9 protein-coding genes are annotated in these 12,335 nt (G+C 70.8%); 2 read left to right on the top strand and 7 right to left on the bottom strand.

The window, feature by feature from the left end; all coding sequences use genetic code 11:
- The first annotated feature begins 97 nt into the window (after positions 1-97).
- On the top strand, positions 98-3,472 hold the full coding sequence (locus tag ACWCRB_RS08420) for a pyruvate carboxylase (protein ID WP_450995290.1): 3,375 nt from the start codon (positions 98-100) through the stop codon (positions 3,470-3,472).
- A gap of 36 nt (positions 3,473-3,508) precedes the next feature.
- Here ACWCRB_RS08420 and ACWCRB_RS08415 read toward each other — a convergent pair whose 3' ends face one another.
- The 7 genes from ACWCRB_RS08415 to ACWCRB_RS08385 form a co-directional block, all read right to left on the bottom strand.
- Positions 3,509-5,401: an ABC transporter ATP-binding protein gene (locus ACWCRB_RS08415; protein ID WP_450995316.1), complete on the bottom strand. Its 1,893-nt coding sequence runs from the start codon at positions 5,399-5,401 to the stop codon at positions 3,509-3,511.
- A 327-nt stretch (positions 5,402-5,728) separates the two neighbouring features.
- A complete protein-coding gene (locus ACWCRB_RS08410) occupies positions 5,729-5,884 on the bottom strand; it encodes a hypothetical protein (RefSeq protein ID WP_235473448.1) in 156 nt (51 codons plus the stop codon).
- 210 nt (positions 5,885-6,094) lie between these two features.
- Complete coding sequence (locus ACWCRB_RS08405) at positions 6,095-6,622, bottom strand: NUDIX hydrolase family protein (RefSeq protein ID WP_235479796.1); 528 nt, start codon at positions 6,620-6,622, stop codon at positions 6,095-6,097.
- A gap of 88 nt (positions 6,623-6,710) precedes the next feature.
- Positions 6,711-7,424: a response regulator gene (locus ACWCRB_RS08400; RefSeq protein ID WP_450995289.1), complete on the bottom strand. Its 714-nt coding sequence runs from the start codon at positions 7,422-7,424 to the stop codon at positions 6,711-6,713.
- 136 nt (positions 7,425-7,560) lie between these two features.
- Positions 7,561-9,567 carry an FtsX-like permease family protein gene (locus ACWCRB_RS08395; protein ID WP_450995288.1) on the bottom strand — a complete coding sequence of 669 codons (2,007 nt, stop codon included), beginning with the start codon at positions 9,565-9,567 and terminating at the stop codon, positions 7,561-7,563.
- A 301-nt stretch (positions 9,568-9,868) separates the two neighbouring features.
- A complete protein-coding gene (locus ACWCRB_RS08390) occupies positions 9,869-10,555 on the bottom strand; it encodes an ABC transporter ATP-binding protein (RefSeq protein ID WP_450995287.1) in 687 nt (228 codons plus the stop codon).
- A 32-nt stretch (positions 10,556-10,587) separates the two neighbouring features.
- A complete protein-coding gene (locus tag ACWCRB_RS08385) occupies positions 10,588-10,956 on the bottom strand; it encodes a DUF4333 domain-containing protein (RefSeq protein WP_450995286.1) in 369 nt (122 codons plus the stop codon).
- Between the two features lie 153 nt (positions 10,957-11,109).
- Between ACWCRB_RS08385 and ACWCRB_RS08380 the strand changes: the two genes are divergently transcribed.
- Positions 11,110-12,276 carry a sensor histidine kinase gene (locus ACWCRB_RS08380; protein WP_450995285.1) on the top strand — a complete coding sequence of 389 codons (1,167 nt, stop codon included), beginning with the start codon at positions 11,110-11,112 and terminating at the stop codon, positions 12,274-12,276.
- Positions 12,277-12,335: the final 59 nt, after the last annotated feature.

Here is a 12,335-nt window from a genome sequence, read left to right as displayed (position 1 = left end):
TGGCATTGATGGCTGTTAGTGGCCCGGTTCACATGGCGCAAGTCGGGCCGGGCCGACACCATGGGGCGCGTCACCGGCAGGCTGAAGGGATCCATTGATGTTCCGCAAGGTGCTGGTCGCCAACCGTGGTGAGATCGCGATTCGCGCGTTCCGAGCCGGCTATGAGCTGGGCGCGCGGACCGTGGCCGTCTTCCCGCACGAGGACCGCAATTCACTGCACCGGTTGAAGGCCGACGAGGCGTACGAGATCGGCGAGCCGGGACACCCGGTGCGGGCGTACCTCTCCGTGGAGGAGATCGTCCGCGCCGCTCGGCAGGCGGGAGCGGACGCCGTCTACCCGGGCTACGGGTTCCTGTCGGAGAACCCCGATCTGGCGCGGGCCTGCGAGGAGGCCGGCATCACCTTCGTCGGCCCGAGCGCGGACACGCTGGAGCTGACCGGCAACAAGGCGCGTGCGGTGGCCGCCGCCCGCGCGGCCGGCGTACCGGTGCTCGGGTCCTCGGAGCCCTCCTCCGACGTGGACGAACTCGTCCGCGCCGCCGAGGACATCGGCTTCCCGGTGTTCGTCAAGGCCGTCGCCGGCGGTGGCGGACGCGGTATGCGGCGGGTCGAGGACCCCGCCCAGCTGCGCGAGTCCATCGAGGCGGCGGCGCGCGAGGCGGCCTCCGCGTTCGGCGACTCCACGGTCTTCCTGGAGAAGGCCGTCGTCGAACCCCGTCACATCGAGGTGCAGATCCTCGCCGACGGCGAAGGCAATGTCATCCACCTGTTCGAACGCGACTGTTCGGTGCAGCGCCGCCACCAGAAGGTGATCGAGCTGGCCCCCGCGCCGAACCTCGACCCGGAGCTGCGCGACCGGATCTGTGCCGACGCCGTGCGGTTCGCCCGGGAGATCGGCTACCGCAACGCGGGCACCGTGGAGTTCCTCCTCGACCGCGAGGGCAACTACCACTTCATCGAGATGAACCCGCGCATCCAGGTCGAACACACGGTCACCGAGGAGGTCACCGACGTCGACCTCGTCCAGTCCCAGCTGCGCATCGCCTCCGGCGAGACACTGGCCGACCTGGGCCTCTCCCAGGAGACGGTCACCCTGCACGGAGCCGCGCTCCAGTGCCGTATCACCACCGAGGACCCGGCCAACGGCTTCCGCCCGGACACCGGCCGGATCAGCGCCTACCGCTCGCCCGGCGGCTCCGGCATCCGGCTGGACGGCGGCACCACCCATGCCGGTACGGAGATCAGCGCGCACTTCGACTCGATGCTGGTCAAACTCACCTGCCGGGGACGCGACTTCAGCACCGCGATCGGCCGGGCCAGGCGTGCCGTGGCCGAGTTCCGCATCCGTGGCGTGGCCACCAACATCCCGTTCCTGCAGGCCGTGCTCGACGACCCGGACTTCCGGGGCGGCCGGGTCACGACGTCGTTCATCGAGAAGCGCCCGCATCTGCTCACGGCACGTCACTCCGCCGACCGCGGTACGAAGCTGCTCACCTATCTCGCCGACGTCACCGTGAACAAGCCGCACGGCGAACGGCCCGAGCTGAGCGACCCGGTCACCAAGATCCCGGCCCTGTCGGCAGGGGAACCGCCTGCCGGCTCCCGGCAGCGGCTCGTCGAACTCGGCCCGGAGGGCTTCGCCCGCTGGCTGCGCGAGTCACCGGCCATCGGCGTCACCGACACGACGTTCCGCGACGCCCACCAGTCGCTGCTGGCCACCCGGGTCCGTACGAAGGACATGCTCGCCGTCGCCCCGGTCGTGGCACGGACCCTGCCCGAGCTGCTCTCCCTGGAGTGCTGGGGCGGCGCCACCTACGACGTGGCCCTCCGCTTCCTCGCCGAGGACCCCTGGGAACGCCTGGCCGCACTCCGCGAGGCCGTGCCCAACATCTGCCTCCAGATGCTGCTGCGCGGCCGCAACACCGTGGGCTACACGCCGTACCCCACCGAGGTGACCGACGCCTTCGTGCAGGAGGCCGCGGCCACCGGCATCGACATCTTCCGGATCTTCGACGCGCTGAACGACGTGGGGCAGATGCGGCCCGCCATCGACGCCGTACGGGAGACGGGAACGGCGATCGCCGAGGTCGCCCTCTGCTACACCGCCGACCTGTCCGATCCCTCCGAGCGGCTCTACACCCTCGACTACTACCTCCGGCTCGCCGAACAGATCGTCGAGGCGGGCGCGCACGTCCTGGCCGTCAAGGACATGGCGGGGCTGCTGCGGGCCCCGGCCGCCGCGACCCTCGTAACGGCGCTGCGCCGCGAGTTCGGTCTGCCGGTGCATCTCCACACCCACGACACGGCGGGCGGTCAGCTCGCCACCTACCTCGCCGCGATCCAGGCGGGCGTGGACGCGGTCGACGGGGCGGTGGCGTCGATGGCGGGCACCACCTCGCAGCCCTCGCTGTCGGGCATCGTCGCCGCGACCGACTACTCCGAGCGGTCCACCGGGCTGAGCCTCGCCGCCGTGGGCGACCTGGAGCCGTACTGGGAGAGCGTCCGCAAGATCTACGCGCCCTTCGAGGCGGGCCTGGCCGCGCCGACCGGGCGGGTCTACCACCACGAGATCCCCGGCGGGCAGCTCTCCAACCTGCGCACCCAGGCGGTCGCACTGGGCCTCGGCGACCGCTTCGAGGCGATCGAGGCGATGTACGCCGCAGCCGACCGCATCCTCGGCCGGCTGGTGAAGGTCACCCCTTCGTCGAAGGTGGTCGGTGACCTCGCGCTCCACCTGGTGGGCGCCGACGTCTCGCCGAAGGACTTCGAGGCGACGCCGAACAGGTTCGACATTCCCGACTCCGTCATCGGCTTCCTGCGCGGCGAACTGGGCAACCCGCCCGGCGGCTGGCCGGAGCCGTTCCGCACCAAGGCCCTGGAGGGCCGCGCCGCGCCCAAGCCCGTCGAGGAGCTGACGGCGGACGACCGCGAAGGGCTGGTGAAGGAGCGGCGGGCGACGCTCAACCGGCTGCTGTTCCCCGGGCCGACACGTGAGTTCGAAACACACCGTCAGACCTACGGCGACACCAGCGTCCTGGACAGCAAGGACTTCTTTTACGGGCTGCGCCCGGGGAAGGAGTACTCCGTCGACCTCGAACCGGGTGTACGGCTGCTCATCGAGCTGGAGGCCGTGGGCGAGGCCGACGAACGCGGTCTGCGTACGGTGATGTCCACCCTGAACGGCCAGCTGAGGCCGATCCAGGTGCGGGACACCTCGGTCGCCTCCGACATCCCGGCGACGGAGAAGGCCGACCGGGCCAACCCCGGCCATGTCGCCGCGCCGTTCGCCGGGGTCGTGACCCTCGCTGTCACCGAGGGCGACGAGATGGCGGCCGGTGCCACCGTGGCCACCATCGAGGCGATGAAGATGGAAGCCGCGGTCACCGCCTCGAAGGCCGGGAAGGTGACGCGGCTGGCCATCAACCGGATCCAGCAGGTGGAGGGCGGCGATCTGCTCGTCGAGATCGGCTGAGGCCGCCACCATCGGGTCTCAGGGTTCCCAGGGGACTCAGGACGCCTGTCCGCCGTAGTAGTAGCCCTCGGGGCCGGTGAACACGGGGTACGGGGGAGGCGTGAACATCGGCGGGAACGGCTCGGCCGGTCCCGCCGATGTCTCCGTCCGGGAGCTGTGCAGGTGGGCGTAGGTGCCGCCGAGGGCGAGGAGCTCGTCGTGGCGGCCGGACTCGGTGATGCGGCCTCGGTGGATGACGAGGATGCGGTCGGCGTCGGGGGCCAGATCCAGGTCGTGCGTGATCACGATCGTGGTGCGGCCGGCCATCAGACGGCGCAGCGGTTCGACGATGCGGCGCGAGGCGATCGCGTCGAGGCCGGTCGTGGGCTCGTCGAGGACGAGGACCGGCGCGTCGCGCAGGACGGCCCGGGCGATGGCGAGGCGCTGCAACTGGCCGCCGGACAGCCGCGCCGAGTTGGGGTCGACCCGGGTGTCGTACCCGTCGGGGAGCGCGGTGATGAAGTCGTGCGCGTCGGCCGTACGGGCCGCCTCCTCGATGGCGTGGTCGCTGGCCCCGGGCCGCCCGCAGGCGATGTTGGCGCGGACCGTGTCGTGCAGGACCAGGGTCTCCTGGGGCAGCAGGGCGATGTACTCGCGCAGCCGGTCCAGGGGGAAGTCCCTGAGCGGGGTGCCGTCCAGGAGAACGGCGCCGGAGTCGGGGTCGTAGAAGCGCAGCAGGAGCTTGGAGAGGGTGGACTTCCCGGCGCCGCTCGGCCCGGTGACGATCACCAGTTCGCCCGGCCGCACGGTGAAGGACAGTGAGTCGAGCGCCGTGGCGTCGGCTCCCGGGTAGCGGAAGGAGACGTCCCGCACCTCTACGCTGCCGTCCGGCCGCCTGGTCCCGGCGCGCTCGGGTCCGGCCGGGTCGCTGACGGCGGGCCGGGAGTCCAGCACCTCGATGAGCCGCTCGGCTCCGGCTGTGGCGGCTGTGATGACGAGGCCCAGCTGGGCGAGGCTGCGGATCGGCGGGTACAGGTAGCTGAGGAGGGCGGCGAACGCGAGCAGCTGACCGAGCGTCATCTGCCCCTCGGAGATCTCCCACACGCCGATACCGATCACGGCGAGCACACAGATCGTCTCGATGACCTGCACGAGCTGCCCGTACGCCTGGTTGAGCCGGGCCGAGCGCACGGAGGCCCGGAACCACGCCGTCGCCTCCTGCTTCAGCTTGCGCCGCTCCGCGTCCTCCCGGCCGTACGCCTGGGTGAGGACGAGGTTGCCGAGGGACTCCTCCACCACGGAGGTCACCGCGCCGTCGGCGACCCGGCCGTCCCGGGCCACGGACTTGACGCCGGCGGAGAACCTCCGGGCGGCCAGCCAGAACAGCGGGGCGAGAGCGAAGGTCACCGCGGCCAGGTCCCACTGCAGCCAGAACGCGGCAGCCGCGTAGAAGACGGCGCTGAACAGTGCGGACGCGGTGCCGATGAGACCGGAGACGGCCATCTGCTCGATGGCCTCGATGTCACCGGTCAGCCGGGAGAGCAGATCGCCCTGGCGGTGGCGCTGGAAGAAGTGCGGGGGCAGCTTCTGCACATGGTCGAAGACCCGTTCGCGCAGCCGCATCACGAACCGCTCCGACACCCATACGGAGAGGGAACCGCCCGCGTACCCGATGGCCGCGCCCACCACGGCGATGGCCAGCCACTGCGCGGCGGGCGTCCAGAAGGCGTCCAGCGAGCCGTTCTGGAGCGCGTTGTCGGTGAGGTCGCCGAAGAGCAGGATGGCGGACGTCTCGGCGAGCGCGCCGAGCACGGTGCACAGCCAGACCGCCACGAGCCAGCGCCGCAGCCCCTTCGTCAGCGGCCAGAAACGACGGAAGGCGGCACGGGCGGGGACGGTGGGGGTGGCGGACGATTCGTATTCGTATTCGTATTCGTCTTCGACGTAGATGTCGTCCGGTTCGTCGTAGATATCGCCCGGATCGCTCCCCGCATTCTTTTCCGAATTGATCGGGAACCCGTATTCGGACAATTCAATACCCGGTGGGACGCTTCGCGGATGATTGGTCCCTGAATTGCCCCTGGTTTTGGTCGCACGCATGATTCTCCTGTGATGCATGACTTTACGGAGCCAGCTCCCGCGGTTTCCGGGACTTTGCCCGATCGCCAGGTGTTTCCGGGGAGATCCACAGTCCGTGCACAGTGCAGCGGAGCGGTGCGGAAACGCCGGGAGGGCCGGTGGAACACCACCGGCCCTCCCGTGTGAGCAGGGATTGTGTCAGTTGCCGGCCCGGGGCGGGACGGGCTCGCCGGGACGCGGGCGCCGACGGCGCGCCTGCTGCGCGTCCTGCGGGGGCTGCGGGAACTGGTTGGCGTTCGGGTTCGCGTTCGCGTTCCGCTGCGGGGTGAGCGGGGCAATAATCCTGAAGCTCATACTGACTCCTTCTGAGTTTCCAGTACTGCACGGGACGATTCCGCTTGGACGGACAGGGGCTCAGGGCTCTCGCCCCGGGCTTTCCCGCCGCCCTGATGAAAGAAAACTTAACACGGCCCCGTGCGGTGTTAGTCGAAATCTCAGAATTCAATTGCCATGGGAATGCTGTGAGAACCTTGGTAATTCCTGGGTTTTGATTGTCCGCCCAGCTCAGGACAGGCGGCCGACATGGGCGAGTGCCTGCTTGAGGAGGACTCCCTGGCCGCCCGGCATCTCGTTCTGCACCAGCGGGGAGGAGGCTTCCTCGGGGCTGAACCAGACCAGGTCGAGGGCGTCCTGGCGGGGGCGGCAGTCGCCGGCCACCGGGACGATGTAGGCGAGGGACACCGCGTGCTGGCGCGGGTCGTGGAACGGGGTGACCCCCAGCGTCGGGAAGTACTCCGCGACGGTGAAGGGCTGCGGGGAGGCCGGGACCCGGGGCAGAGCGACCGGGCCGAGGTCCTTCTCCAGGTTGCGCAGGAGGGCGTCGCGCACCCGCTCGTGGTGCAGGACGCGGCCCGACACCAGGGCGCGGCTGACCGTGCCGTCCGAGCCGATGCGCAGGAGCAGGCCGATGCTGGAGACTTCGCCGTTGTCGTCGACGCGCACCGGTACGGCTTCGACGTACAGGATCGGCATCTTCGCGCGAGCCTGTTCGAGCTCGTCGGGTGCCAGCCAGCCGGGCGTGGTTTCGATCATGTCAGACATTGGCTGATCGTACTTTCAACTCGTCCTGTTTCTGCATAGCCGTTGCACGTCGAACGCGCCACATCCGGGGCGCTGGGCCTCACGCCTCCGGGCGCGCGTGCCCGTTCTGCCAGGCCCACGCCGCGATCTCCACCCGGTTCCGGGCGGCCAGCTTCAGCTGCACGCTCGACAGGTGCGTCTTGACCGTGGAGAGGGAGACGAACAACGCGGAGGCGATCTCGGCGTTGGTGTGCCCGAGTGCGACCAGCCGGACCACGTCGAGTTCCCGGTCGGTGAGCGGTTCCTTGAGCATCGCCGCGGAGACCGGGGGCGGCGGGGCCGTCGGACGGGACTCGGTGTTCTGCGCTCCGGTGATGTGCTCGAGGAGCCGGACCGTGACCGACGGCGACACCAGGGAGTCACCGGCCGCCGCGGCCCGTACCGCCTCCGCGAGGAGGGTGGGCCCCGAGTCCTTGAGCAGGAACCCGCAGGCGCCCCCGCGCAGCGCTCCGTACACGTATTCGTCGAGGTCGAAGGTGGTGACCACGACGACCCGCATCGGGTCGGCGACCCCGGGGCCGGCCAGCAGCCGGGTCGCCTCCAGGCCGTCGAGCCTGGGCATCCGGATGTCCAGCAGGCATACGTCCGGACGCTCACTGCGGGCCAGCGCCACGGCCTCCTCCCCGTCGGCGGCCTCCGCGACCACGGTGATGTCGGGCTGTGCGTCGAGGAAGAAACGGAATCCCGTACGGACCATGTCCTGGTCGTCGGCGATCAGGACGCGGATCGGGGGACTGGGCGGGGCGGGGGTCATGGCTCGATCATGCCTCAGGGGTGGGAGGGGGAGGAGCGGCGGATGGTCCGCGGCGTGCGGCGTGCGGCGTGCGGCGTGCGGTCTGCGGTCTGCGGTCTGCGGAGGGCGTGGTCTCTTGCCAGTCCGCTCAGCCCGCTCAGTCCGCCGTCTGCGCCGGGTCCTGCGTGACCGCCCGCAGCAGTGGTTTGCTCGCTCCGATCGCCGCGAACATGGCCAGCGCGCCCACGGTCACGCACAGCGCCAGGGTCATCGCGCCGGAGGCGCTGATCGTGCTGCCGAACAGCTTGTTGACCTGGAAGGCGGCATAGACACCGGCCCCGGTGGTGCCGCCCGCGAGGACGACCAGCGGGAGGACCGTCTCGCGGAACCTGGCCCGGTCGAGGAGCTTCAACGGGGTGCCGGCCAGCCGCAGCAGGGCGTAGACGCGGCGCCGGTCGAGGACGTTCGCGGCGGCGGTCAGCCCGGCCGATGCGGTCGCTACGAGGAAGCTGACTGCGAGAGCGGCGGTGCCCAGCTCGCCCAGCCGTCCGGTGAAGGCCTGGTTCTCGGCGTTGACATAGGCCTGGGTGTACGGGAGTTGGCCCGGAACCAGGTCCGACAGGGCGGTGGTCGCGGTGTCGAGCTGTGCTGCGCCGCCGGAGACGTGGACCACCACTCCGGGGGTGCTGCTCAATATCTCGTCCGCGCCGTCGCTCGCGGTGACCGTCGCCTTCACCCCGGCCGCGTGGAGCAGCGTACGCGCCTCGGTGGCGGCGGTGCGGGCCGTGGCGGTGCTCGTGGTGGCTATGGCGACCTGGCCGGGGAAGCGGTATTCGTCGATGCCCACGTTGCCCACGGTGAAGAAGCCGGCCACGAACCCGGCGAGGACCAGGCCGCTGACCGTGCGCCAGGATCCGCGCGGGTCGTCGCTCAGCCTGCGCGCCGCCAGCAGGGTCGCCGGACGGCGGGCGAAGCGGGCCGTGATCCGGCCGAGCCGGTCCACGACCCAGGGGCCGAGTAGCCAGAAGGCGCCGTAGAACATGAGCAGCATCGCGAGCTGCTGACCGGGGCCGGAACCGCCCGACGTCGTCGTCACGTAGATGTAGAGCAGGACGGCCGTGAAGAGGATCAGGCGGATGAGATTGGTGCTGCGGGGGTTCGCCTGTTGGGCCACGCCCAGCGGCGAGGTCGCCACCTGGCGCAGCGTCAACATGGCGCTCACCGCGATGAGTCCGGCCACGAACGCCACGATCCCCAGCAGCCAGGGCAGCCCCACCCACAACTGGCCGGTGTACCAGGTGCCGATACCGAATGGGATCTCCGCGAGCGCGGGCAGCAGCAGGCAGTAGGCCAACGCGCCGGTGAGGGCCCCGGCCGCGCCGACGACCGCCGACTCCAGGCCGGTCATCGCGAGGATCTGGCGTGGTGTCGCCCCGGCCAGCCGCAGCGCGGCGAGCCGTTGCTCACGCCGGGCCGCGCCGAGCCGGCCGGCGGCCGCGGCGAGCACGATCACGGGGACGGCGACGATCGCCACCCCGATCGACACCGCGGGCTTGTCCGACGAGGTGAACACACTGACCTCGCCGCCGTCGAAGCCGGACACCACGGCGTGTGCGGTCTGACCGCCGAACTGGCCGAACACGCCGAGCGGTTCGGCAGCGCGGGAGACCGCCGGGTCGGACGCGGCCCTCCCCACGACGGCCACCAGCTCCTGGGGCGCCCCTAGGCCGGCCTCGCCGATGGTGCCGTACGAGGACACCTTCGGGAATCGACCGGCGAGTTGCTTCGCCGGCGTCTTGTGCAGCAGGTCGGCCAGGGCGGGCGAGACGTACACCTGCCCCGGCTTGGGGAACCCGGTCAGCCCCGGGGGCGCAGGAGTGGCTTTGCGGCTGGGCAACTGGGCGAGCGACACAACGGTGATGGGCCGGTCGCCGAGGTAGGTCGTGCCGAGTGTCTGTACGGCCGTGCCGTGCCGGTCGGGTGCCGGGGTGCGCCAGGCCGTGGCGTGGGCACGGGTGCCGCTGCCGAAGTAGCCGGCCGCCAGCACCAGCAGAATCAGCGCACCGACGGCCGCGGCACCGGCCGCCAGCAACTGGCTGTGCAGACCACGACGGCCGGACCGACGCGCGAGAAACCACGTCAACTGTGGGACGGGCGAGGACATTAGGGCTCCGGGAGATCGGGACGGGTGGAGGGGGAGAAGGGGCGTGATCGGGTGTGCGGGCGCAGGGCGCGGTGGGACGGGAACGGCCGGCGGGCAGAGGGCCGGACGGAGGCAGGGAGTGTGGGCGTGCTGGAGGGCGGGGCCAGCGGAGGTCGAGGGGTGAGGGCGGCGGCCTGTGCCAGAGGGGAGGAGGGAGAGCGACGTGGCGGGACCGCTTGTCAGGCGGGGCGTCGGCGCAGTGGCTCGTGGCAGAGGCGGCCGGTAAGGAGGGCGCCGCCTCGCAGGGCCCTGCCCCGTCCGCTCAGGGCGTCACCGTGTACTGCTGGTGGCCCGTGATGCGGCCGTCGCGGACCTGGAGGACGCGGTCACAGTGGGCGGCGACGTCCGGGTCGTGGGTGACCATGACCAGGGAGGCGCCCTGCTCACGGGTGACCGAGGTCAGCAGCCGGATGACCTCCTCGCTGGTGACCTGGTCCAGCGCGCCGGTCGGCTCGTCCGCGAAGACCACGTCGGGCTGGACGACCAGCGCACGGGCTATCGCGACGCGCTGGGCCTGACCGCCGGACAGCTGACCCGGGCGGCGCTTCTCCAATCCGTCGAGACCGAGCGGGGCGAACCAGCGGCGGGCCAGGGAGACGGATCGGCCGCGGGGCAGGCCGTCCAGCATCAGCGGCAGCGCGATGTTCTCCTCGGCGGGCAGTTCGGGCAGCAACTGGCCGAACTGGAACACGAATCCGAACCGCTTCCGGCGCAGATCGCTCAGCCTGTTCTCGCCCAGATTGTCGATGCGCTCGCCCTGCAGCAGGACCTCGCCGCCGTCCGGCCGGACGACTCCGGCGAGGGTGTGCAGGAGGGTCGACTTTCCGGACCCCGACGGACCCATGATCGCGAGTGACTCACGGGCACCGACCTCCACATCGACGCCGTGCAGCGCGGTGGTGGAGCCGTACTTCTTGGTGAGGCCGTGACCGGCCAGGACCGTACTCATGATCTGCTCGTTCTCCTTGGTCTCGTCGCTGCTCAGCGCTCGAACTTCCAGGTCACGGAGGTGGCCGTCGCCTTGACGACCGTGACCGGTATGTCGATGTCCTTGCCCTTGCCGGTGCGGCCCGTGCACGTGATGCTCGCGCCGGCCACGGCCTTCAGACCGGTCGGGCAGGAGACACCGGAGACCTTCGTGCCCACCCAGGGGAGCGGGTGGAACTTGCTCTCGGCGCGGCCCGCGACGATCTTGGCCGACAGCGCCTTGTGACCGTCCACCGTCACTGTCGTGTACTGGTCCAACGATGTCGTCGACTCGGTACCCGCGAGCAGATGGGTGCCGACACCGGCCAGGGCGACCGCGGCGGTCGCACCGCCGATCACGCTGATGAGGGCCTTGCGCTGCATCTCGTACTCCTGAAGGTGGGGCCGGGTGGGAAGTGGCTCCACTCTGTCCCGCGGGCCCGGGTGCGCGCCTCGGCCGTCCGGCCATCCTTCACGGACCGTTCCTCGACCATTCGGCCGATCCCGCCGTCGCCGTCCGCGCATACGGTGATCCGCATGACATCGGATTCGCCCCGCGGTTGCGTCCGGGGATTCGTCGTCTCGCTCCTGGTCATGGCCGCGTTCCTGGACCTGCTCAACGCGAACGACAGCGGCAACACGCTCTGGCCACCCGTGGCCGTCCTGGCCCTCGGGTTCGCCGCCCTGCTGTGGTCGGCCGGGCGGCGACCCGACTGGTTCACCCCGCAGCTGCGCACGGCCGTACCGGCCGTCGCCTCGCTGCTGTTCACCGCCGGTTCGGTGCTGCTGGACGAGCAGGCCCCGTTCGGCCCGGGCGAGACAGCGATCCTGCTGAGTCTGCTGTTCATCGCGGTCCGGCACTGCCCCCAGCCCTGGGCCGTGGTCTGCGGAGTCCTGGACGGGGTCGCACTGCTCGCCACACCCGCGCGCTTCTATGAGCACGACGAGTCCGGCCTGCTGGGGTTCATGCTGATCGGACTCGTCCTGCTCGGCCTCGTCGCCGGTCTGGCCGGGTATCTGCGTGCGCTGGACTACCGGCGGAACATGACGATCAGCGCGACGCGGCGGTCGGAACGGGTCGCGATCGCCGCCGACCTGCACGACTTCGTCGCCCACCATGTCACCGGCATCCTCGTCCAGACCCAGATGGCCCGCATGATGGCGACCACCCAGCCGGAGAACCTCGACACCGTCCTCGCGGGCATCGAACGTGCGGCCACGGAAGCGCTGGCGTCCATGCGCCGGACCGTGGGCGTGCTCCGCGACACCGGCCCGGACTCCGCCGACCGCAGACCCGTCGGCGACCTGGCCGGCATCGCGGAGCTGACGGACGGCTTCGCGAGCTCGGTCCAGCACGTCACCCTGGACCGTGACCCCGCCGTGCCGGACGACCTCCCGCACGAGGTGCAGGCCGCCGCGTTCCGGGTGGTGCAGGAAGCGCTGACGAACGTACGACGGCACGCGGCCGACGCCACCGAGATCACGGTCCGGCTCCGCCACGACGGCCGCCGACTGGAGGTCGCCGTGACCAACGACGGCCGGGGCGGCACCCAGCTCCCGGCCGCCGCACACGGCGGCGGCTTCGGCCTGGTCGGCCTCACGGAACGCGTCACGGCCCTCGGCGGGGATCTGACCGCGGGACCACTGGCCGGACACGCGGAGGGGTGGGAGGTGCGGGCGCTCTTCCCCACGGGGAAGGCGTGAGGCTGTGGAGTTCTCTGGTGGCACGGCCGAGACGTGCTGTTCAATAACACTGCACACCA

This window comes from Streptomyces sp. NPDC002156, assembly GCF_053593675.1.
The sequence above is the reverse complement of the archived record's forward strand: the minus strand, read 5'-3'. Positions and strand labels throughout refer to the sequence as shown.